Raw genomic sequence first — 23,155 nt, 5'->3', positions numbered from 1 at the left:
TTAGATCGGCCTCAACCGATCGAACGGGAAATAGCTCCAATCCGATATCGCGTCCTCCGGTCCCCAGCCCTGGAAGCAGTCCTTACGATAGGCACCGAGCGTTAAGGGGTGACTCAGAATGATATACGGCGCCTCAGCATAGATGAGGCGCGCTGCCTGATCGACCAGCTCCTGGCTCCTCTTCAGGTCGACGGTACGGTCGACCTCAGTCAGGAGCGCGTCGAACTTCTCATTTGTCCAGTACGATCTGTTAGTGAGGCCGATGGACTTGCTACTGCCCAAGACGAGCAGGTCGTGAGGCGAGGAAGACAGCCAGTTGCTGGCGATTAGCAGATCCCAGCTTCCGCCGCCGTCCGTCGGCGCTGTCGTGCGGGCTGTGAGCGCACCGGAATCGAGCTGGGTCACCGACACGGGAATGCCAATTTGTCCCAGCCAGCCCGCAACAAGCTGCACGGCTGCAATCGGAATCTCGCTCACACCCGAAGCCTTTCCTGTGATTAGCTCAAGCTGTAAGCTCTTTCCCTCCTTGTCCTCCCGGACACCATCGCCGTTCGTGTCCCGATATCCGGCCGCGTCTAGCCGACGACCCGCCTCGGCTAGATCGAAGCGGCGCCTGATGTCGCTTAGGTCTGAGTAATAGTCGGCGGCTACCGGCATCACAATTCCGACACCAGGGTCTGCGTGCCCGCGGTAGGCGCGATCCACGATCGCTTTCTGATCGATCGCATAGCCGATCGCGTCGCGAAACGCTGGATCCTGCAGGGCCTTGGTGCTGCCCGCCCCCTTCCCGGAGGCCGTATTAAATGCCAGATAGTCCCGCTGCTCCACGCGAGATTCATAGACCCCGATATCGCTCTCCTTCGAGAAGGCAGCCCACTGTGCGGTTGTCACGCCCCCACAATCGAAGCTCCCACTCTTCAGACCCTGGGCAATTGGATCCTGCGTGGTGAAGAAGTGGATAATCATCCCGGCCGTCTTCGGCTGCTCAGTGCGAAAATACGCGTTTGGCGTAAGGCGCACAAATTGGCCTTGCTGAAACTCCGCAACGATCATAGGCCCAGTTCCCACCAGCGGCGGGTCGTTGCGAAAAGTGCTGCGCGCATCCGCGTAGCCGATGTCCTTCCAAACGTGCTCAGGGACCATTAGAACGAAGTTGTCAATTGGCCAGCGCGTAGGAGCCTTGGTCACGATCCGCAGAGTTTCGTCATCAATGGCCGTAACGGATGCGACTTGTTCCATGCCGTCTGTGCTGTTTTGGCCAATATTCAGCTCGTCTGGCTTGCCCACGGAGCCAAGCAGATAATTATAGGTGAACGCGGCGTCTCTGGCGGTGGCGGGTTGGCCGTCCGACCACTTCATGCCGGGCCATACCTTGATTGTCCAAGTGAGCCCGTCATCAGCAACGGCCCACGCCTTCGCAAACCCCCTCCGGTCAGGGTGTCGCTGGGCGTCAACGCCGACCAGCGAATCGTAGGACAAGACAAGCGGCCAGAACGAACTCCAGGTGGCGAATGGATTCATGGAATCGGGAGCACCCATCGAGCCGACACGCACAATATGGTCGCTACAAGACGAAGCGAACGCCCTTGAGTTAATGACCCACGGGGCAACCGATCCCACCAGCATTGCTTTGACGACCGCACGGCGATTCATAGACCACATCATTCTGGTCCTCCTTTAAGCCTCGCCACGCCGCATTCCCGCACCTCGTCGCGCCCATTTGGAACTGATGGCCAGCGCGTGCACAAGGTAATTGGTGTGGCGGTTCCCCTTTATAGTCTTAAGTTAGATTTCTTCGACAGCTGCTGAATTGGCAAATAGAGACTCGATATAATCGCCATCTAATAAGTAGATGGCTAACGACTCTCCCCGCCCAGATGGACGCTTTCTGTCGACGGTGCAGCTCTGAAAATCGCACCTGTTGATTCCCCGGTAATCGACCAGCGCTGCCGCCAAAGACATTCTGCTTCCAGCCCCGCAGGTCCGCACGAAGTGATCCGTGCGGATGCAGGAGGTGCTCGAGGCCGAGATGGACGAGGGCGGCCTCAACGAGGAAATCCGCCGGCGCACCTGTGTCGTGCTCATCTTTCCAAAACATAGAGATGCCGCCCCCGTCAGGACATTGGCTGTCGAAACCAACGAAAACGGATGGCGCCAACCGCTAGATCAACATGGACGATCTGCGTGAGCACAAGAAACATGCTCTGCGCCAAGCCGCGCGACCAGCACCATGGCTGTCCCATTTTACTGATGGGGTGGATGCCAGCCTTCTCCGACGGCATCGCAATGTGCCAAGTTGGTGGTGTTAGCGCCACGCAAAGGAGAGGCAGGCATCGATGGAAAAGTTACTATCATTGGGGTCGATCTGGGAAAGAACGGCATTCAGCTGCAGGGGGCGGCAGCTGATGGATCGGTTGTATTCCGCAAGAAGCTGTCGCGCCTGCAGTTTTGCAAGTTCATGGCGAGTCAACCGGCATGTGTCGTGGCAATGGAAGCGTGCGGCAGCTCCCACTACAGACCTGTCAGATGGCTCGGCTTGGCCATGAGCCAAGACTGATTGTCCCGGCCTATGTCCCAAACCGTCCGTCAAGCGGCAGAAGAACGACGTCGCCGAAGCGGAGGCGATCGTCGAAGCAGCGCAACGACCGACAACGCGCTTTGTCGAACCGAAGACCAAGGAGTAGCAGTCCCGGGCTATCGTGTTTCGCACCAGAGAGCAGTTCGTGAATCAGAGAACCGAATGGGTGAATGCGTTGCGCGCGCACCTCTAGGAGTTCGGTTATGTTGTTCCGCAAGGCATCGGCCACCTGCCACGTCTGGCAGAGATCGTCGAGGACGAGAGTGCAGACCTGCCGGATCTGGTCCGCGACATCTGCAGCGCTCTTGACCAAATCAAACAGTTGAGCAGCCGTTTCGCGGCATTGAAGAAGACGATCGACATGCTGTCCAAGCAAGCTGCAACATCTCGGCGCTTGCAAACCATGCCCGGTGTCGGCCCTATTGCTGCCCTTGGCATTTTCGCCACCGATGGAACCCTTCAAGTGCGGTCGCGATTTCGCCGCCTGGCTCGGGCTGGGTCCCTCGGCAGAAGTCAAGCGGCGGCATAGGCACAAGTGTCCCGCGCGGGCGCGCCGCGAGACACATAGCGCTTGCCCCTTTATTCGCACCGTCTCTTGGTGGCACGCGGATTGCATAGGACTCCGTGAAGGCGAGCGCGGATAAAGCGGGCTGTTCCCTCGAGAAAACAAATCCGAGCGAATGAAGTGCAGAACCGAACCATCAAGGAGTACGTCATGCGAGTAGCCGTCGTCCGGAATCGTGATTTTACAGGCGTGATCAACCGATTCGGTCAGCCTTATCCACAGCCCCCGCAGCCTTGGCCGCCCGGCGAGACAGTCGAAAGGGCGGTGGCGGCACTGCAAGATGGCGGCCATGAAACGCTTTTGTGTGAAGGCGACAAAGGACTGCTCAATACGCTCGAGCGCTTCATGCCACCCGATCCGCAAGCCCGCCCTTCAGGATTTGTTTTCAACCTGGCGGAGGGGATTCAAGGAGATTACCGTTTCACGCACGTTCCGGGCATGCTTGAGATGGCCGGCGTTCCATACACCGGATCGAGCCCACTCGGGCATGGACTGACGGACGACAAAGTTATCAGCAAGACGCTCATGCGCAGTTGCGGCGTGCCGACGCCGAACTTTCGCATCATGCGCTGCGGCACCGACAGCACCGGCGATTTGCGATTCCCACTTGTGGTGAAGCCGCGCCGTGAAGACAACAGCTTCGGTTTGCAACTCGTGCATGAGCCCTCTCAGCTGGCGCAAGCCGTCGAAATGATCATTGGGCAATATGGGCAGGATGCGCTAGTGGAAGAATACATCGATGGGCGGGAAATCCATGTCGCGCTGCTGGGAAACGGAAAACCCGAGGTGTTGCCCTTCGCAGAGATCGACTTCGGCGAACGCGAAATTGGCCTTTTGACTTGGGAAGCGAAGTACCTGCCTGCCGAGCAGGCGTCGACGATTTGCCCGGCGCGAGTCGGGAGCAGTCTTGCGACTTTGCTGCGGGATATTTCGATTGCAACCTTCCGTGCCTGCGAGTGCCGGGACTATGCACGCCTCGACGTCCGGATCGACCGCTCCGGCCAACCCTTTGTGCTGGAGATCAACACGATGCCTGGGCTCAGTATGCAATCCGAATATGTCCTAGCCGCAATCGCCGCTGGGCACAGCTATTCGAGCTTGATCAATCGCATCCTTGATGTGGCCCACAAGCGGTATTTCGGGATCGGCATCCCGTAGCCGGTCACGCGTCGAGTCGGCGCCCACTCGGTGCCCCATCAGCGTGGCAGCCGAGACGTCGCCAACCGATTTCGGTGCTGCGCCGAGTGCGAGGCGGCGGTGATGACGGCGGTCGACATGAGATGTTGGTCGCAATGCTCGACTGCAGAAACTGACCGCGATCTGGAGTGCGCTCTAGGGTTACACCGATCGGGCTGCGGTTTTGCTCGTCTGCCGGATGTGTTAATCCTCGATCGTTGCGGGCCGGGAGCCGCTGGACGCGGCCTGGCGGCGGCTTTCTGCGCTCGATTGCGGCGCAACGGCGACCGTCGGGGGGCATCGATCGCGCGGGCGATGGCGTAGCCGACGATCATGCGCGACCAGACGTCGAGAATGACGGCGACGTAGACGAAGCGGGCCGGTAGCGCGGCATAGGTGATATCGCCGACCTAGAGTTGGTTGGCAGGTCGGGACAATGTCCTTTTGCCAGATTGGAGTAGATCGGACTGCTATGAATGCTGTCGGTCGCGGCGACGAACCGGCGTCTGACCTTCGGTTGCAGGCCGTGATCGCCCTAGAAATTCCAGCTCCTGAGCCTGCTTGCCGATCAGCTGCGGCGATTCGCGCCTCATTTCCGTGATCAGAGCGGCCGAAGCCGTATGTTCATCGAACCACTCCACCTGCCTCTGCCAATCCAGACAAGGATCAGGGTGCGGGTGATGTCATGCCGTTCCCCCAAATGTGCAGCGTCTCGCCCGACAGATTTTCCTGCACGGCCAACGCTTAAAGGTGACGCTATAACTACGATGTCTTGCCATCGCTCATGGTCGACGTCGACTGACAGGCGTCGCTTGAGGGAGCTGGCGACCCGGCCGCTGGTGCCCATCGCGACGCCGTGAAGACTTTCACTCGCCTATCCAGATAAGCGCCTTCATCCCGGTCCTTCACTATTTCTGCGAGGGTCCGCTGATTGGTTTCGAATGATTCGGTCCACGCCGCGCTGGTGAATAACATTCGGCTCAGCATCACCGTGTCGAAAACAGGCAGCCCAGTCAACCGGCGTATGATCGGGGACACCAGAGGGAATGCGGTACATTCACACAGAAAAGCCGCGATGTGCGGATATCTCCTTCTCAGTCGCGTGACGCACGCCGTGACATCGTCCTCGATTTCAGACACTAGCGTGCGCCGCGGCGGGCGCTGCATTTCGTTATCCAGGAGCTTTCCACCTTCGATACCGCCGACCACTATCCGCGCACGCTCGGCCGGGTCGTCGATCCCGAATAGGCCTTCGCTGCAATGCGTGGAATCGGCAGTCAGTACCGCGAGCTTGGCGCCGGGTGGAAGCTGACGTAGCAGGGTCGGTATAAGCAGGAGACTTGACAGCGCCACGGGTACGTTCACCGACGCGGCCACCGCTGCCTGATGTCGGATGGCGAACCCACAGTTGGCGATCACGGCAACGGCGCCCCGTTCGACCAAGCGTTGCGCTGACGTGACGTAGGCCGGTTCAAGCGACGGATCGCCTCGGATGACGCGATCCGCCCAAGCACCCTCCACTGTCTCGATGATGATCGGAAAGTCGTAAGTATCTGGATTGAGCAGGGAACCGGGATACGTTTGCGGAGGTTTCTCGCCCGGCGCGAGCCCGCGCTCAAGCTCGAGAAAGCCTAAGGAGGCAGGAGGTCTATGTGATGTCACGCGGGGAACCTCGAGCAGTATTCTATATCATCATCATCGGAGGCAGCGCCGCCCTTGCGGGTGGTCACGTGCCCATGTGATCGCACTTGTGCCGGCCGGTCAAATATCGAATGCAGGCGGCACCATCGTGAGGCCAGATGGCTTTCCCGGCGACGTCGCGGCTGTCTCCCCGCAGCAAACCAGCCGCATATCTGCATAGCGACCGTTTCCCGGCATCTGCGGAGCGTCATGCGCGTTGGCGGCATCCGGCCGAAATAACGTCTGTATGTCCGGACGTGAGCTCTTACGGAATCGATTCTGTAATTCTGTGATTCAATCCGGACATGCAGATCGGCTACGCGCACGTTTCGACGGCCAGAACTTGGACCTGCAATGCTCTGATGCTCTGATGCGCGCCGGCTGCGAGTAGATCTTCGAGGAGACGCAATCCGGCCGGACCGGCAACAAGCGTCCCGCGCTCGAGGTCGACAGCTTGGGATCATCCAGACCGCTCATGACCTGCAGCAACGCGGTCCCTACCCGGCTTAGTGCAGGAGATAACTCTCTGCCCGGGATCCTGGAGGGACAGGCATAGATACTTCAACTCGGTGTAGTCCTCGAGGCCGTACTCGAACCTTCGCGGCCGATGCCGGACTGCTTGATGCCACCGAACGGCGCAACCTCGGTGGAGATGAGCCCCGTGTTGATGACGACCATGCCCTATTCCAGCGCCTCGGAGACACGGAAGATCCGGGATGCATCGCGGGTGTAGATGTAGGACGCGAGACCGAACTCGGTAGCGTTTGCGCGCTTGATGACCTCTTCTTCCGTATCAAATCGGAAGAGAGGCGCGACCGGCCCAAATGTCTCTTCGCGCGCGACCTTCATCTCCTGCGTTACATCGGTCAGGATCGTCGGCGTGAAGAACAGCCCACCTCTTTCGTGCGGTTCGCCGCCGGCGACGACTTGAGCACCCATTGCACATGCGTCGGCAATGTGCTCCTTCACTTGGCGGCGGCCTTCTCCTCGATGAGCGGTCCGATCGCCACGCCTTTCTCGAAGCCGTCGCCGACCTTGAGGCTCCTGACGCGCTTCGTCAACGCCGCCGCGGCGGCATCATTGATCCCGGACTGCACGTAGAGGCGGTTGGCGCACACACAGGTCTGCCCGGCATTGCGGAGTTTCGACAGGATCGCGCCTTCGACGGCAGCATCCAGGTCCGCGTCGTTGAAGACGATGAAAGGGGCGTTGCCGCCGAGTTCGAGGCCAAGGTTCTTGATCCGGCCGGAAGCCTGCCGCATCAGCGTGCGGCCAACCTGCATAGAGCCTGTGAACGTGATCTTGCGAACCTTGGTGTTCTCGCAGAACGCCTTGCCCACCATGACCGCGTCCTTCGAAGTGATCACCGAGAACAGTCCGCCCGGCAGTCCCGCGCGCTCGGCGAGCAGCGCCAGTGCCAGCGCCGAGAGCGGTGTCTGGGCGGCGGGCTTGGAGACGATGGCGCAGCCGCAGCAAGCGCTGGCGCCACCTTCCTCGCTAGCATCTCATCCGGGGAGTTCCACGGGGTGATCGCACCGACCACGCCGACCGGCTGGCGTATTACCATAATGCGCTTGTCGTCCTGATGTCCGGGAATGACGTCGCCGTAGGACGCTTGCTTCCTCGGCGAACCACTCGACGTAGGACGCGCCGTACAGGATCTCGCTGCGCGCTTCGGCGAACGGTTTGCCCATCTCGGCGGTGAGGACGGCCGCGAGATCGTTGGCATTCGCGACCATGAGGTCATGGAGGGCGCGCAGGACCCCAGCTCTCTCCTTGCCTGTGCGTCGGGTCCATTCCCGTTACGCGCGGTGCGCGGGGTCGATGGCCTGCTCCACCGTATCCCTTCCGACATCGGGGACCGACGAAACGACCGCGCCGGTCGAGGGGATTGGTCATGTCAAAGCGACGTCCGCCCGAAATCCATTCGCCGGCGACATAGGCGCGTTCGATCAGAAGAGAAGGAACGGCCAGTCCCTCCGGCATCATGGTAAGTACACCCATACCCAGAGCTCCACTTTCAAGTCTTGTAAGTATTCAGCCGCCAGGCGGATCAGATCATGAATGAGCCGCCGTTAACGTCGAGCGTGACACCCGTGAGGAAGGCAGCGTCTTCAGATGCCAGGTAGGCGACCGCAGCGGCGATGTCGTCACCGGTGCCCAGTCGGCCGACAGGAATGCTGGCGACGTAGGCCTGGTTAAGTTCGGCACCAGCCGCGGCAGCCATCGGAGTTTCGATGCGACCCGGCGCAATGGAATTCACCGTGATGTTCGCTGAGCCGACTTCAACCGCAAGGGTGCGGGCAAGGGCCATCATGCCGGCCTTTGACGCGGCATAGTGTGCTCCTGCAATCTCGGTTTTCGTTCGGCCGGCCACCGATGCGATGTTGATGATCCGGCCCCATTTCGCCGCCCGCATGTGGGGAAGACAAGCCCGGCAGCAGAGGAAGGCGCCTGTCAGATTTACTTCGAGAACCTGACGCCACTCCACGGCGAGCATCTCCTCAACCGTTGCCTTCCGTCCGCCGTGTTTCGGAGAGATTCCCGCGTTGTTGACCAGGATGTCGACCCGCCCGAATCGAGCCGATGTAGCCTGGACCATTCGCGTGACATCAGCGTCTGTGGACACATCAACGCGCACCGCCAAGGCCCGCCCAGTACAGTCCGAAGACAGGGTCGAAATGCTGGCGTTCAGGTCACTCTCGGAGAGGTCCGCCAGCACAACATTGGCGCCGGCGTTGAGAAACCGGGTGGCGATCGAAAGTCCGATGCCCCGCGCGGCGCCTGTCACCAGAGCCACCTTGCCGGCGAATGCGGTCGCGTGCGAAACCTGGTCCACGACCTACTTCTCCTACACTGTGGCGACGGGTGTCAGCGGCAAGCCGAACGAGCCGGGCAGGCGCAGAGGCGGAGCGGTAAGGAAAAACCGGCTAAGGTTATGATCTCTTAGCCACGCAGCCAAGTCCGATAGATACCAGAGCTCGTCAAGGCCAAGCTTGAATAGACAATGCTGGTGCAGCGGCAGGCCGGCGCAGTGGTCGCAGCCGTCCGGTACGCGATTCGGATACGCCTCCACCGCGAAGTTGTCGGCAACCAGCGCGGCGATACCGCAGTCGTCGATCCACCGGAGCAGCCTGTCGTCCCGCCCCTCTAGTACGGCGCAGGCATTGTGCAGAACACGCGGATCCGGGCTGCCGTCCATGTCGACAACAAGTTTGGCGAATCCGGTGTGAACGCACAGTATGTCGCCCGCCTCGACTTTAACGGACTGAGTCTGCATAGCACGCACTAGGGCATCGTAGCCGACCAGGGTTCGGTCCCGTCCATAGATCCTGCCTAGGTCAAGCAGCACGCCCCAACCTTGGACGCAGGTCTCGGCGAACTTGTCGATGCCTAATCGGCGCGCGCGAGCTCCGCCTTCGGCATCGGGTCCAAGAACATCCGTGCCGCCCCTGAAGCCATTATAATAGACGATCTCAGCGGTGCCGTCATCGTCGGTGTTGAAATGCTGCCCGATGTGGCTAAGGGCGTCCCACTGCGTCGAATATTGTGTGAATAGTGTCACGCTGTCATCGCAGGACGCGTCAATGTAATGAGTGTTCTCCAGATATAGGGGATAGTTCACCGCCGGCAGTCCCTGCTTGCGTATCGCCACATGACGACGCGGCGGCTTGCGGTTCGGATTGAGCGCAGTCCCGCCGGGGAGATCCAGTGGCAAGCTGAGGCAGAAAGCCCGGCCGGTCCTGATCTCGGCGGCCGCTTTCAGTCGGATGTCATCCGTGATCAGGTTGAGGCGCCCGACTTCGTCGTCGGCGCCGAACAGGCCCCGGTTTGCGCCTTCCGGCTTATTGTTCCATCGGTTGCCCACGTAACGCCATTCCGCTCAGTGATCCAGGGTCCCGGCAAACAGCGAAATCGGAGGATGCGCATCGGGATCCGTCATCACCTCGATGAGTGTCGGCCGCTCGGCGACGAGGGCTCGCTTGAGGACCTCCGGCAGAGCCGCAGCGTCCTCGACTCTTATCCCTTCGCAGCCACAGGCGCGCGCAATCGCCGCGTGATCAACCGCTGCAAAATGGCAGGCTGTGGTATAGGCCCCAAACTTCACGGTTTCTGCGTCCTTCTGGAAGCCGAGGATGCCGTTGTTCAGGACGACGACCGTCACCGGAATTCCCATGCGGACCATCGTCTCCAATTCGGCCCAGGAATGGGCAAAGCCGCCGTCCCCGACAAGCGCCACAACAGGTGCCGAAGGCCGCGCGACTTTTGCTCCAATGGCGAGCGGAAGGCCCCATCCGAGCCCGGCGAGCCCACGGGGTGTGAGGAAGCGCGTCCCTTCCCGTGGCGCTCGCAGATGACCGACGACCCACATCGATGAGTAGCTTGCATCAGCAGTGATGATCATCTCTGGCTGGAGCAGATTCTGCAGTTCCGCCATCACGCGTTCTGGCCTGATCCCTGCGGTTGCCTGCTTTAGAAGGGGTGCCCTGACCGTCTCGAACTGGCGCCAGGCATCGGCAATCCGCTCGGCCAGACCGGGGCGCGCCTGTGACCTTGCCTTGAGATCTTGGGTCTTGAGGGCCTGCGTGAGTGCTTTGAGGGTTTCTGCTGCATCCCCGACGAGGCGGACTGCCTCGTAGTTGCGCCCGATCTCCTGCGGGTCAAGGTCGATCTGGATGATCCTTGTACCCGGACGAATGAGGCGCCAGCTGTCGGTGCCGTTCTGGTTGTTTCGTGTTCCAACTTGCAGGATCAGGTCGGCATCCTCGACCAAGCTCCGCGTGAAGCGGCCAAGCGATGTTGGCCCTACGAGGGATCCGAGCACGCCGAATGAAAGGGGGTGGAATTCATTGACGGCACCCTTCCCCATGTTCGTCGTGAATACAGGGAGCGAGGCAAATTCCTGAAGGTTCGCCAGAGCCGATGGCGCGCCGGTGGAAAGGGCGCCCCCACCCGCCATGACCACCGGGCAATGGGCTTTCGCGATTAGGAAAGCCGCTTCGGCAATGCTGGCATCCGACGGCCGGGTCCGGTCGAGGGGCCAGGCGCTGAGGCATGCCTCGCGCTTGTGGGCGCTGGGCTGGGCTGTCTCGCGGAGCAGGTCAGCCGGCAGTAAAAGGACGGCAGGCCCCGGCCGGCCACTCGCCGCAGCCACGAACGCGGCGTCCACGTAGTCGTCAACCCGATCCGCGGTGCCAATACGGCGCGTCCACTTGGCGCAGGATGCGAAAAGCGCCAGGTGATCGAGTTCCTGAAAGGCATTCTTATCCACCTGCAGTCGCTCTACCTCCTGAATGAGAGCCACCACGGGGATGCTGGCCTTCAGGGCCTCGGCCAGCGGTGCAACGAGCAGTGCCGCTGCTGGACCGTTCTGGGCGGTGACCACCGCGACCTGTCCCGAGGCCCTCGCGAAACCATCGGCCATCGCACCACCCATATTCTCCTGGCGGTAGGCGATTTGACGGATTCCGATTTCCTCCGCAGCGAGGATCACGGCGGAAGGAAGGCTCTGACCGAATATGAACTTCACGCCGTGGCGCGACAACGCACGAGCGATTGTTACGGCAACGGTAGGTTCGATTTCTGTCATCGTGTTTCTTCCTATAGAGTTCTGAATGGTCAGGCGCAGAGTGACCGCGGCCCCAAGGCGCGTAACATGCCGTGCGGTTGACACGCTGGCACTGCCCGGGAGCCCTAACGAGTAGTGCGGATTCAGACCGCGGCGAGCATGCGGGCTGAGGCAGCTTGCATTCTGGATCTTGACCGCCACCAGATGAAGTACATGGCGACGAGCCAGAGCACGGGCAGAAGCATCAGCAGCGACGCCACCGCGGCGACGGTGGGGTCGATTTCATGCCGGATGTTTTCCCACATCTTTAAGGGAAGCGTGCGTATGGATAGACCGCTGACGAGCAAGGATATGACCACTTCGTCGAACGAATGGAGGAACGCAAAAACCGCCCCGCCGAGGATGCCTGGCCGGATCAAAGGCAGAGTCACCCTCATGAATGTCCGGAACGGCCCGGCCCGCATGCTCTTAGCGGCTTGCTCAAGACTAATGTCAAAGTTGGCCAGCGTTGCCGCGACGACAACTACGACATAGCTCATAGCGCCAATGCTGTGCGCCAAGACGATGCCTGTCTTCGATCCGACTAGGCCGAAGGATACCAGACCAAGGTAGGCTGCGATGCCGACCACGATCACCGGAAAGGTGATCGGTGCTAGGAGGACCAACGTGAGCACGTTGCGCAGCATTGGCGCGCTGCGACTGAGTCCATAGGCGGCCAGCGTGCCGAGTATGGTCGAGATTATGGTTACCGAGATTGCAATTTCGAAACTGCTCAGCGCGGCCCCGTTCCACGACGGATCGGCAAAAAACGAACGATACCATTGCACGGAAAAGCCGGATGGAGGGAATTCCAACTGCGTTCCGGCGCTAAAAGACACGATGATCACCACCACGCCCGGGAAGAGGAGAAAGAGTAGGGTGAATATGACTACCGTGATCCCTATGAACCTCCACACATGGGTGGCGTCGCCAGCGCGGTAAAGATGCATGTTCCAGCGACGCGCCCGCCGAAGCGTGCCGAGCTCAGTGAGATGTCGCACCAAGGCCCCCGCTGCGGGAAAACGGTTTCGCCGATCCGACGCAGCATTGCCTTTGGGGCCGGCCGGATTGAGTCTGAGGACGGCGAGCACCGTCATCGCGATCGCGAGGAGAATAAATGACGCTGCCCCTATCCGGCCGAGATTGAATGAGCTTTGCACCTCAGCCGCGATGAAAGTCGAGAGCATGGCATCGCGCAGGCCACCAAGGGCTGCGGGCGTGATGTAGAATCCGAGGCTCAGGATGAAGACGAGCAACGCACCACTGCGTAAGCCGGGCAGACTGAGCGGTAAGAACACGCGCCAGAAGGCCGAGAACGGACGCGCGCCCATGCTGCGCGCGGCTGCCACTTGCGACTTATCGATGCCGAGCATCACGCTCACTAGCGGCAGGATCATGATCGGCAACATGATGTGGACCATGCCGATATACATGGCCATACGGTTGTAAATCAGAGGCAGAGGACTGGTGATGACGCGCAGATCGAGCAGCAGGTTATTGATAAGGCCGCGGTCACCTAGGATCATGACCCAGGCGTAGGTTCGGGCCAGCGAACTCGTGAGATACGGGATCAGGACGAGGATGACCAAGACAGACCGGACCTGCTTCGAAGCAGCCGTGATCAGGTAGGCCGTCGGGTAGCCGATGATAGCGCAGATGACCGTGGCTACGATGCTTACCTCGATGGTCTGGATGAGGACGCGAACGTTCGCAGGATGCACGAAGAACGTCACGTAATTGACGAGGGAGAGCGCGGGGGCGTTGATGCTGTTTAAGAAGAGCTGGACGATCGGTATGGCAAAGACGAGTAGCAGGAGGCAGAGCGCCGGAAAGGTCAGCACAACAGAGGCCCGCGTAAGCTTTTGTAAAGTCAACATCTGCGAGTCCCCTGAGATCACGTCGTGACGAAGCGGATGTCCGATCTCAACCAGTCGAGCTGAATGGTGTCCCCGATCTGGAAGATCTGACGCCCCGCGGCGACGTGTTCGCGTATGACCACGTCGTTATCGCCGACAGCCACATGGTATCTTCGCAGCGGGCCGGCATAGATCATATCGGTCACGGTGCCGGCGACATGCTGGCGCTGATCGGCGTCGGCACTCTTCGTGGCGCCAGGGGCGGAGATCCGTATACGTTCCGGCCGGATCATCGCGACGGTGCCGTCCGGTTGCGGCGTATCCGACTCAACAGCGAATGACGGATCATCGAGGATGTTGGCGTCCCCAAGGAAATTCGCGACAAACCGGGAGACAGGACGGTCATATAGCGCCTCAGGCGTGTCAGTTTGCTCAATTCGTCCAGCGTTCATCACCACGATCCGATCGGAAAGCGTGAGCGCCTCCTCCTGGTCGTGTGTGACACACACCGTAGTGATTCCGAACTCTTTGTGAAGCCCCTTGATCTCACCCTGCATTTGCTCACGCAAGTTACGGTCTAGTGCTCCCAACGGCTCGTCTAGCAACAAGATTGGAGGGTCGGCTATGAGGGCCCGGGCGAGCGCCACGCGCTGCTGCTGCCCACCGCTGAGCTGTGATGGCATGCGGTCACCCAAGCCGTCCAAATGGACACGTGACAGGATGCGTTCGGCTCTCGCGGCCCGCTCAGCCGACCTGATGCCGCGCATCTCGAGCGGAAATTCAAGGTTGCGGCGAACGGTGAGGTGCGGGAAGAGCGCATAGCTTTGGAAGACGACGCCCTGATCGCGCCGATAGGAAGGTACCGAGGCGACGGACTTCCCAGCGATGCGGATATCACCTTCGGTAGGCGCCTCGAACCCCGCCAGCAGCATGAGTGTCGTCGTCTTGCCAGAACCGCTCGGACCAAGGATCGTGAGGAACTCGCCGCGCCCAACGGTCAACGACAGGCTCCTGACCGCAATGACCTGACCGTATAATTTGGTGACGTTCCGAAATTCGATTTGCTCGGAAAGAGCGAGTTTCTCCAATGGTCTATCCTTAGCTAGCGGATGCAGCGTTCTGACTGGTGCATTCATGTTCGTCACTCCAAGCCGAACGATGACGTGCTGGTTCGGTGCGGCACGTCATCGGTAAATGCCGTCGCAAAAGGCCGACAGGGGCTTAAAGCAGGATCCACTCGTTCCAGCGCTGGACCAGCTTTTCGGTGTTCGTGAGCCCGTCCGATCCCTTCTCGGCGTACCATTTCGAGTCGATTAGCACACTTGACCTCAGGTAGTCGGGGTGGCTGGCCAGCGAGCGCCCAATATCTTCCGGTAGAACCTTGAACGCGTTGAGGTTGCTCGGGCCGAACGGCATGAGTTGTGAAAATGCTGCCTGACGGTCGGCGCGCGCGGTAAATGCGACAAACTGTTGCGCAGCGTGCGCGTTAGGAGACCCCTTCACAATCTGCCAGTAGTCCCAAGTTATTTTCGCCTGGTTACGATTAATTTCAAGCGGTGCTCCCTGCTTGATCAACGTGCCGGCCCTACCATCATAGGCATTTACAAGATCTACTGCCTTGTCATGCATCATCTGCTGGATTTCGGACCCTGTTCCCCACCATTTGCGAATATCGGGCTTTATTCTGTCCAAACTTTTGAAAACACGATCTAGGTCCATAGGATATATATCCTTTGGATTTACGCCATCGGCGAGAAGGGCTTCCTCCCAAGGGCCTTCTGAACCATATTGGCCGCTGACAAGACTGCGGACACCCGGGAAACTGTTCACGTCCCAGAATTCCGCCCATGTGGTCGGCCGCAGCTTACCCGCTGGGAATTTTTCGGTATTGTAGACCATGACGAACGCATAAACTACGTTAGCTACGCCAAACGGCTGCTTTGCGAAGTCGGCGAGCCCGTCTAGGTCTTCATTCCTGTAAATAGAATAATCGATCGGCTCAAAAAGACCCTTTTGGGACAACTCGAACGAAGATCCCTGGTTAGCGGTGACAACATCGACGGTGACGTTATTCTGCGCAACCATCATCTCGATCGATGCCCGGTCGCCCTGATCGGTAATCGGGGTCATCTTAATGCCTGTTTCGGCTTCAAATGGTTTTACATAGGCCTCAATCATCGCCTTTCCGGTATCGCCACCGTAGACAAGGACGCGCAGTTCGCCAGGAGTCTGCGCCGATGCCTTGTTACTGGCAATGGAAGGAAGTGCGCCGGCAGCCAAGGCGGTTGATGCTGCCTGCAGGAAACGCCTGCGGTTAATGATAATAGAGAAGCTCATGGCCATTCCCCTTTTTTAATGTTGAGCATAATTGAATATGCAATTTTCGCCGACCCAGCGGACGGCCGCAATCGAGACTTCGCGAAGTGATCTACGTGGCGGTGCCGACGCGGTCCTGTCCTGCGCGTTTCACGGTCAACTGAAGCATCTCTCGCCGTTCAGCCCGGTTCACGAGCCGTAACCCGACAAGTCAGGCCGCCAGAATCTTCTCGACGAGGGTTACCCAATAGCCCACGCCATACGGGATCGCCTCGTCGTCGAAATCGTAAGCGGGATTGTGCAAGCCCGGCGTCGAGCCGTTCCCCAAGAGGATGATCGCGCCCGGCCGCGCTTCCAGCATGTAGGCAAAGTCTTCGGATCCCATCGAAGGCTTGACGTTGTCGTTTACGGCGTCATGGCCCACGAGGCCGCGGGCTGCGGTGATCGCGAAATGTGTTCCGGCCGTGTGATTGAATGTAAGGGGTTCGAGCCGCCGATGCCTGAACTCAATTTCCGCGCCCATCCCGTGGGCCACGCCCTCGGCGCATAACCTGATCTGCCGCTGCGCCAGATCGCGCACGGCGGAGGTCAGACTCCTGACAGTCCCACCCATTTCGACCTGGTCCGCGATGACGTTGTAGGCTTGGCTCGCCGTGAACTTCGTGACAGAAACGACGAGGGCGTCAGTGGGGTCGGTGTTGCGGGACACCACGGTCTGGAGGGCAACGATGATTTGTGCGGCGGTGACCACAGGGTCGACAGTCCTGTGGGGCGAAGCTGCATGCCCGCCCCTCCCCTTGACGATGATGTCAAACTCGTCAAGCGCCGCCATCATACCGCCCTCCCGGATGGCGAACTGGCCAATGTCAGTGCCGGGTGAGTTGTGCAGGCCGTAGACCTGGGAGATGTTGAAGCGCTCCATGATTCCTTCCTGGACCATCTTCAAAGCACCTCGTCCATCTTCCTCGGCGGGCTGGAAGATCAAAGCCGCTGAGCCTTTGAAGTTGCGCGTCGCGGCGAGGTGTTTTGCAGCCGCCAATAGCATCGCGGTGTGGCCGTCATGGCCGCACGCGTGCATCTTGCCGGGTATCCGCGAGGACCAGGCCTTGTTCGACGCTTCCAGGATCGGCAGGGCATCCATATCGGCGCGCAGTCCGATCGTCGGCCCCTCCCCGCCCTCACCCTGGATCAGGGCAACCACGCCGGTCTCGGCGATGCCCGTCTCGATGTGATTGATACCGAAGGAGGCCAGCTTCTCAGCAACGAACTTCGCCGTATTGTGCACCTCGTATCCCAGTTCCGGATTCTGGTGCAGGTAGCGGCGCCATTGCGTGGCTTCTTCCTGGAGATGTCGGAAAGTGTCGACGCTGTACATCTATTAGTTCCCAGCTTTTTCTGTCCTAGTGCCTTATTTAAGCGAGCATCATTCCGCAGCACGATTTCGTCAAATGCCTTTTGTGTATCATCGACATCTAGTAACGAGATGGACCCGAGGCTCGCTTTTCAGCACAGAGGTCGGTCCCGGCCAGCACATGCTAGGTCGCCGTGGGGCAAGTCGGTTACGGAACTGACCCTTGGATGTCTGCGTCCTCGCGCGTCGGCCCGGCCCACCGAATTAAGATCGTGAGGCCCTCTCTGACCAGATCATCCATGACAGCGTGGACCGCGGCCTCGGCGATGGCACTAGTCACGGGGCGGCGGAAGCTAGGATTTCCCTCCGACATCGAGCATAATCAGGCTGCGATCGAAAAAGGGTCCGGGAAGCAGCGTCATTGTCGCAAATCACAGCATCGATGATCGCCGTCAGGTGGCTAGGGCAATTGTTTGGTCGTGATCGATCTTGTTTCGTAGGCGACCGGGGTTGTCCCTCCGGAGATAATGAAGTCGGCCATGACCGGGTAATTTCAGCAGGGAGAAAGGGAGCGCGTTGAATGCATGTCCCCCTGCGGGCCTAGGCATGAAGAGGTCGTTGCCTTCGAGGCCGCCCAGTCCCGCTGACGCGTTGGCAAATTGGTCGTGGTTTAAGGCCGGGGCGAAGAACGTCGCCAATCGGCGAGGGACGCAAAAAGCCATTGTCGCGCTTGCCAGAAGACTGGCGGTGATCATGCCTCGCACGTGGCTGGACGCCACCGAACTTCGCTGGAAACGGCAAGACACCATGCTTGCGGCCACCTGACCCAATTGTATGGACCGGCTGCTGATCGCAAGTGAGGCGTGGAGGATAGCGGAAGTCGCTCATATGTATCCGGCCCTTTTGGTCGGCTCGCGTGTCATGGCCTTGATGGGGAATTCGCACGCACCGTTAATCTCATTAGCGGATAGGTTGCCAGGCAACCATTTGGGTCAAACAGATTCCGGGTGCGTTCATATTCGCTCCATGCTTCTCGCGCACTGGGGGGTGGCGGTTTAGATGGCCGTCACCTCGTTTCGGTGCTGCCGAATGTCCAGCCATTGCGCAGCACGGTATTGCCGTGCTGCCCGGCGCGAGAGCACTTCGCAACTCGCAGTTCGCAATCCTGGAGAACCGTGCCGACGAGATATCGCCGCGCATGAGCGATCCGATCGTTGGACTCTACGAGGACTGGCTGTGGCTCGACGAGCTCATCGAAACGGTCAGCCAGGAGATCGAGGAGATCAGCCAGAACGAGGCGAACTGCCGTCGCCTGATGAGCGTGCCGGCGTCGCGCCGATGATCTCCTGGTCGCGGCGATCGGCACAGCGAAGCCTTCGATCGCTGTCGGGACTTTGGCGCTTCAGCGATAGCCAGTGCCGTGGCGAGCTTGCTGCGATGAAGCCGCGGCGCGGCATTCTGCAGCCATGCGCCGAAGCTGGCCGCCTGGATTAACAGAATTCGCAGATAAGCGGCTTCCTGGTTTTGAGATGCGGCGGACAGTCGGCTTCCCTCCGGTACTGTATTGCCGTGGCACGAGGCCAAGCCATGCGCCTGTTCGATGAGGAAGGCACGGATCTGGAAATCGTCGCGGTGCGCCGCGAGACCAGCCGCGATCGCAGCCATCGGGCTCGTAGCTCCATCAAAGCCACGTCGCGCACGCGATGACCTGCCGGCCAACACGACCGGCCAGTCCCCCGCGGCACAGCCGAAGCCAAGTCAGGACGAGGAGATGGTCGCCAACCGATCGAACAATCGAATAGGACATGAAGCACTAACAAGCTTGACCGCAATCGCTCCAGAAGCCATCGCAACTAGTGTCACCTCAAATCCGCCAACTGGCGGACAGAAGTCCTTCGGAGGGAGTTCGCTACGGTCCACGTGCTGATCGCATCATTGAATCAGACGCCGAACAGATCTTTCCGCCATTCTTCTAATCCCAAGAGCCAATCCGGAGAGAAGCAAGACCCTCCGGAGGACATCAAAACGCCGGCGATTCGGACAACTTAGAAGCGCCTGACATCAACACGATCGAATAGATAGGCGACCGGACACGATTGCCCGTTCAGATTTCGAAGATCTTCCGCGGCGTGTTTGTGATTACCTCAGCGCCGGTGCCGGCGACCCGGAATGTCTCGCTGATCACGTAACCGAAGTCGTCCTCAATCCAGTTGCCCAGCATCAAATGAAAGGTCATGTTCGGCTTCAGCTCAGTCGTGTCGCCATCCCGGAGGCTTGCAGTCGGTTCGAGCCAGCCAATGCCGTGCGCGTAGCCGCAGCGCGTTTCCTTTTCGAAACCGTGTTTGCGGAGCGTCTTGTAGAACGCGTTGGCCACTTCGCTGCACGTTGATCCCGGCCGGACTGCGGCGAGTGCCGCCTCAAGGCCTTCGACCTGGGCCTCATGAATGCGGCGCAGGCGTTCGGACGGGGCGCCGATCGAGAAAGTACGCATGAGGCCCGCGGAATATCCATGGCGAGTGCCGCCGAGTTCGAGATTGATCTGGGACCCGTCGCGGAACACGTCCCCCGTCCACGGAATGTGACAGGTACCTATCCGAGGCGAGGCGCAGAGATAGAAGGCCTTCAGCGCCGTTCCCGGCTTTCCATTCGCTCCCCGGATTAACGCCGCCGCGATCTCTGCCGCCGCGTCGGCTTCCGCTACACCGGCACGTATGACTTCGCTGGCGCGCTTCATCGCGGCGTCGGAAATGGCGGCGGCTTCCCGCATGACTTCTATTTCGAGATCGGATTTGACTAGGCGGAGCCAGCTGACAAGCTTGGTGCAGTCTACAACGCGAGCCTCAGGCAGCCGTGACTTGAACTTTTCCGATGTCGCTGCAGGCAGGCTCGACATCTCGATACCCAGCCCCCGTTTCGCGAGACCAGCTTCATTCAGGAAGTCGATGACGGCATCGTATCCGTCGTTGGCTAGATTGCCAATGAGCGCTTCCGGGTAGCCGATGATCTTATCCTGTTCCATGAAACATTCGTACATGGCCGCCGGCGCATCGCAACGACGAAGGATGAATGTCGGCTCCTCAGCCACCCCGTCAATCACAAGCGCCTGAGGAACATATCCGGACGGCGTGGTATAGCCTGAAAGATAAGTGATATTGGAAGCGTCCAAAACGAGCAGTACGTCCACGTCGCGTCCCTCCATTTCAGCCTTCACGGCGGACAGCCGGCGCAGGTATTCAGTGCGTGGAAATGCCTGTACACCCTTTGGGATCGTCATGAGTCTACTCCATTGATTTTTGAGGTTTGCATTCGCGCAACAATGACACAGCCTCCGCTAAGACTGGCCAGCACAATCCGGTCGCTGAGGCTTGATCGTCCTGTGCTTGTTGTTCAACTCGCGGCTAGAGAAGTCAGACGATTGAACGCCCAGCGGCCATGGTCAAATGCAGTTTCCATATCGACGTCATCTGGCTGCAAGATGTCTCCGAGAGACTTGTTCAGCAGGTGGCGGCCGCCTGATCAAGCGAAGCCTAGCTCGCGCAAAGCCCCTTTGGAGCGCAGGTAATCAGTCGCCACTCACGATCGTGTCGCGGAAAGCAAAGCACGAGGCTTCTGTGAATCAGCAAAAATCAACCGATCGCGATTCGCCACGGATCGCAAAGTATAGCTATGGCTCCGCATCTCTTTCGTGCTCTCAATCGCACCAATGTTCGGCAACGATCACTCTTTGGCTGGGACATCTGCGCTGGTGCGGAGAGACGAGGAACCGATTATTGTTCCTGTTCAGTCGGAAATGGTGTGATCGACCAGTCGATTAGGTCGATGGCTTGCTGGAGTATCGACTTTGTCCGAGAACGGTTGGATGAAACGGCGATAATGTACCCCATGGAGTCTCGGTAATCGCCCTTCCTGATGATCGGCGTCTTGGGCTCAACATAAAATTTGACTTCGGCGACACCCGGTACAGCAGCAGCCTGACTGCCGCCATGGATCCAATCGAGGATGCCATCGCGATCAGGAAACAATGAGCGCCAGGCCGCGATATGTGAATGGCTTTTGCGCAGGTTACATTCGCGACCGATGACAAGCTTGATGTGTTCGGTGACGAGGTCGACTCCGTAAGCCAGATGAACCGGTTGAGGACCACCACCAAGCCGCGGGTTGACTTCAATAACGACTGGACCACGTGTCGTCCATCGGAATTGGATACTGGTTGGCCCCCAGCCAAGGCCGAGAGATCGCAAGCAACTCAGCGAAACATCGGCCATAAGTTTGTACTCGTCATCAATGAGCGGGGCTGGGAAGGTTCCTTCACTACAGACGAAATGCGGCTGGCCGCCATATACAGCAGCCTCTATCCCAACGATTTCATTTCCCATTGCGTAAGCGCCGTAGTCTGGACCATTCGCGTATTCTTCAACAAGTATCCTCGGTGAAGATCGCCAAATATGCTTCCCACCCAATAGGTAGGTGGTATGTTCGGCTAACTCATCGACGGTGCTGCATAATCGCACACCGATGCTGCCGCTGCCTATGACTGGCTTCAGAATCACCGGCAGGCCGATCTCGGCGGCAGAGATTTCAACCTCCGCTGCATTCGCTGCTAAGCGATAAGCAGGTATTGGAATGCCGGCCTCCGCGAGGAGCTGACGTTGAGTAAATTTGTCGCAGCATTGTTCAATCGATGCGGGGTTCGGTCCCGGTAGATCGAAATGCAGGCAGAGCTTGCCAACTGTCGCGTAGATCGACTCGTCGTCGCCCGCAAAGCCAGTAATGCCAGCAATGTCATACGTCGCACGTAGCCGCGAACATTCGTGAATCAGCGCATCGAGATTGTCTGTATCGACACGGATTGTCTCGACACTTTCCGCCGCAAGGTAGTCATACCGAGCAGGATCAGCCGACAGGGTAATTGGATGGTAACCAAGACTCTGGGCCGCTTGGACGTATCGCAGACCAATTCCCCTATGACCTTCAACTAGGATAAGCGCTCTCGTTGCTCTTGGCATCCATTTCTCCATTGCGAGCTGCGGCGGTCCGGGCGTAAACAGGGTATTAGCCTCTTTCAGCGCGCCTGACCTCAGATTTAAGATGAACCTATAACCTTCAGGGACTTGCGCTCGCAAAGATTCTATAAATTTATTTGAAGCATTTGTTGCAACGTGCTGGTAACCGGGAACCACGGTGAACCCGCGAAGACAAGCACGGAGTCGGCAGGAACTTGGATAAGGCCAAAAAAAGGAACTTGCAGGTAGCTCAGCGACAAGTGAATCCCATGTGACACGGCGTTCGGCAGCACCTCAGATCGACGGATCGGCTCGACCAACCTCTTCTCCGCGGAAGGCGAGTATCGTCTCTAAAGACGATCGAACTCCGCCACCGCAAACCAAGCATCGCCTTGCGCAGGATCTCATTGGCCTGGCGCAGCTCCCGCTTCCAAGAGCCTTCAGCTTTCTCGGTAGCCTCGGTGGGGACACCTCCCAGCATACCGCTATCCTCTGGCCGGCCCATCCGCTGTGCGCTGCGTTGTGCAGCCGATCTTGGCGCGATCGAGGAGCGCGATCGAGGAGACGGCGGCCGTTTGCAGCGGATATTCCCCTCGTGAGCTTTTGACTAGCCACACGGTTCTTCGTGGTCAATATTGGTTCGCCGCATGATGGGACTTTACGGGACGAGCGTTCAATGGGAACGACGCACCTTGCTAAGCCAGCGGTGCAACCCCGATCAGCGGAATAGCTAGGCTCTCGTCCCCGCAGGGACGCCTCAGGCGATCGTGCATCGCATTTAAGAGCTCGCCGGTTTCAAGCGTCGTATGTATATCACCGCGTTCGCGCGCCACACCAACGGCAGCTCTTTTCAAGCCGATCCTCTCCCGGAGCTGTAGACCCGTGCCCTAACCGACGCCTCTTCGTAAACAAGCTCACGCAAATGGCGGTCGCCGCGTCGGGATATGTGGCCGCCGAAATCGACTTCACCGGATTAGGCGGTGTGGACGAATTACTCAGGTATCTAGACGCTCCGCGAATAC

At 59.3% G+C, this 23,155-nt stretch carries 13 protein-coding genes and 4 pseudogenes; 2 read left to right on the top strand and 15 right to left on the bottom strand.

The annotated features are described in order from the left end of the window. The gene (locus tag EJ072_RS17340) at nucleotides 1–1,665 is read right to left on the bottom strand and encodes an ABC transporter substrate-binding protein (protein ID WP_245467327.1); all 1,665 of its coding nucleotides are present in this window, start codon (nucleotides 1,663–1,665) and stop codon (nucleotides 1–3) included. A gap of 379 nt (nucleotides 1,666–2,044) precedes the next feature. On the opposite strand from EJ072_RS17340, the pseudogene EJ072_RS36865 reads away from it, so the two are divergent. Then, nucleotides 2,045–2,165, top strand: a pseudogene (locus EJ072_RS36865) (IS256 family transposase); the annotation flags it as partial. A gap of 402 nt (nucleotides 2,166–2,567) precedes the next feature. Here the strand turns inward: EJ072_RS36865 and EJ072_RS17335 are convergent. Further along, on the bottom strand, nucleotides 2,568–3,041 hold the full coding sequence (locus EJ072_RS17335) for a hypothetical protein (RefSeq protein ID WP_126080660.1): 474 nt from the start codon (nucleotides 3,039–3,041) through the stop codon (nucleotides 2,568–2,570). 252 nt (nucleotides 3,042–3,293) lie between these two features. Between EJ072_RS17335 and EJ072_RS17330 the strand changes: the two genes are divergently transcribed. Then, complete coding sequence (locus tag EJ072_RS17330; protein ID WP_126080659.1) at nucleotides 3,294–4,301, top strand: hypothetical protein; 1,008 nt, start codon at nucleotides 3,294–3,296, stop codon at nucleotides 4,299–4,301. A 780-nt stretch (nucleotides 4,302–5,081) separates the two neighbouring features. On the opposite strand, the gene EJ072_RS17325 is transcribed toward EJ072_RS17330, so the two are convergent. The 13 genes and pseudogenes from EJ072_RS17325 to EJ072_RS36855 all read right to left on the bottom strand — a co-directional run. Next, on the bottom strand, nucleotides 5,082–5,981 hold the full coding sequence (locus tag EJ072_RS17325) for a hypothetical protein (protein WP_245466449.1): 900 nt from the start codon (nucleotides 5,979–5,981) through the stop codon (nucleotides 5,082–5,084). A 565-nt stretch (nucleotides 5,982–6,546) separates the two neighbouring features. Then, nucleotides 6,547–7,988, bottom strand: a pseudogene (locus tag EJ072_RS17320) (NAD-dependent succinate-semialdehyde dehydrogenase); the annotation flags it as partial. 64 nt (nucleotides 7,989–8,052) lie between these two features. Continuing rightward, on the bottom strand, nucleotides 8,053–8,838 hold the full coding sequence (locus EJ072_RS17315; RefSeq protein ID WP_126080658.1) for an SDR family NAD(P)-dependent oxidoreductase: 786 nt from the start codon (nucleotides 8,836–8,838) through the stop codon (nucleotides 8,053–8,055). A 12-nt stretch (nucleotides 8,839–8,850) separates the two neighbouring features. Next, the gene (locus tag EJ072_RS17310; RefSeq protein WP_126080657.1) at nucleotides 8,851–9,867 is read right to left on the bottom strand and encodes a cyclase family protein; all 1,017 of its coding nucleotides are present in this window, start codon (nucleotides 9,865–9,867) and stop codon (nucleotides 8,851–8,853) included. Between the two features lie 15 nt (nucleotides 9,868–9,882). Then, on the bottom strand, nucleotides 9,883–11,589 hold the full coding sequence (locus EJ072_RS17305) for an acetolactate synthase catalytic subunit (RefSeq protein ID WP_126080656.1): 1,707 nt from the start codon (nucleotides 11,587–11,589) through the stop codon (nucleotides 9,883–9,885). Between the two features lie 122 nt (nucleotides 11,590–11,711). After that, a complete protein-coding gene (locus EJ072_RS17300) occupies nucleotides 11,712–13,484 on the bottom strand; it encodes an ABC transporter permease subunit (protein WP_126080655.1) in 1,773 nt (590 codons plus the stop codon). A gap of 17 nt (nucleotides 13,485–13,501) precedes the next feature. Further along, the gene (locus tag EJ072_RS17295; protein WP_126080654.1) at nucleotides 13,502–14,599 is read right to left on the bottom strand and encodes an ABC transporter ATP-binding protein; all 1,098 of its coding nucleotides are present in this window, start codon (nucleotides 14,597–14,599) and stop codon (nucleotides 13,502–13,504) included. 85 nt (nucleotides 14,600–14,684) lie between these two features. Next, nucleotides 14,685–15,800, bottom strand: coding sequence for an ABC transporter substrate-binding protein (locus tag EJ072_RS17290; RefSeq protein ID WP_126080653.1), 1,116 nt, complete (start codon nucleotides 15,798–15,800; stop codon nucleotides 14,685–14,687). 190 nt (nucleotides 15,801–15,990) lie between these two features. Next, nucleotides 15,991–17,154, bottom strand: coding sequence for a M20 aminoacylase family protein (locus tag EJ072_RS17285; RefSeq protein ID WP_126080652.1), 1,164 nt, complete (start codon nucleotides 17,152–17,154; stop codon nucleotides 15,991–15,993). Nucleotides 17,155–18,351: 1,197 nt separating this feature from the next. Then, nucleotides 18,352–18,721 (bottom strand): annotated as a pseudogene (locus EJ072_RS36860) (transposase); the annotation flags it as partial. A gap of 513 nt (nucleotides 18,722–19,234) precedes the next feature. After that, nucleotides 19,235–20,404 (bottom strand): Xaa-Pro peptidase family protein, encoded by a 1,170-nt coding sequence (locus EJ072_RS17275; RefSeq protein ID WP_126080651.1) that lies wholly within the window; start codon nucleotides 20,402–20,404, stop codon nucleotides 19,235–19,237. Nucleotides 20,405–20,897: 493 nt separating this feature from the next. After that, entirely contained in the window at nucleotides 20,898–22,136 is a 1,239-nt protein-coding gene (locus EJ072_RS17270) for an acetyl-CoA carboxylase biotin carboxylase subunit family protein (RefSeq protein ID WP_126080650.1), read from the bottom strand. A gap of 692 nt (nucleotides 22,137–22,828) precedes the next feature. Beyond that, nucleotides 22,829–23,106 (bottom strand): annotated as a pseudogene (locus tag EJ072_RS36855) (hypothetical protein); the annotation flags it as partial. Nucleotides 23,107–23,155 lie beyond the last annotated feature (49 nt).

It is taken from the genome of Mesorhizobium sp. M2A.F.Ca.ET.046.03.2.1 (assembly GCF_003952425.1).
GTDB lineage: Bacteria > Pseudomonadota > Alphaproteobacteria > Rhizobiales > Rhizobiaceae > Mesorhizobium.
The sequence above is the reverse complement of the archived record's forward strand: the minus strand, read 5'-3'. Positions and strand labels throughout refer to the sequence as shown.

Coding starts and splice junctions, on each gene's coding strand:
- EJ072_RS17270 (WP_126080650.1), bottom strand. CDS start 22,136: ATGCCAAGAGCAACGAGAGCGCTTATCCTAGTTGAAGGTCATAGGGGA.
- EJ072_RS17330 (WP_126080659.1), top strand. CDS start 3,294: ATGCGAGTAGCCGTCGTCCGGAATCGTGATTTTACAGGCGTGATCAAC.
- EJ072_RS17275 (WP_126080651.1), bottom strand. CDS start 20,404: ATGACGATCCCAAAGGGTGTACAGGCATTTCCACGCACTGAATACCTG.
- EJ072_RS17300 (WP_126080655.1), bottom strand. CDS start 13,484: ATGTTGACTTTACAAAAGCTTACGCGGGCCTCTGTTGTGCTGACCTTT.
- EJ072_RS17295 (WP_126080654.1), bottom strand. CDS start 14,599: ATGAATGCACCAGTCAGAACGCTGCATCCGCTAGCTAAGGATAGACCA.
- EJ072_RS17305 (WP_126080656.1), bottom strand. CDS start 11,589: ATGACAGAAATCGAACCTACCGTTGCCGTAACAATCGCTCGTGCGTTG.
- EJ072_RS17290 (WP_126080653.1), bottom strand. CDS start 15,800: ATGAGCTTCTCTATTATCATTAACCGCAGGCGTTTCCTGCAGGCAGCA.
- EJ072_RS17340 (WP_245467327.1), bottom strand. CDS start 1,665: ATGATGTGGTCTATGAATCGCCGTGCGGTCGTCAAAGCAATGCTGGTG.
- EJ072_RS17285 (WP_126080652.1), bottom strand. CDS start 17,154: ATGTACAGCGTCGACACTTTCCGACATCTCCAGGAAGAAGCCACGCAA.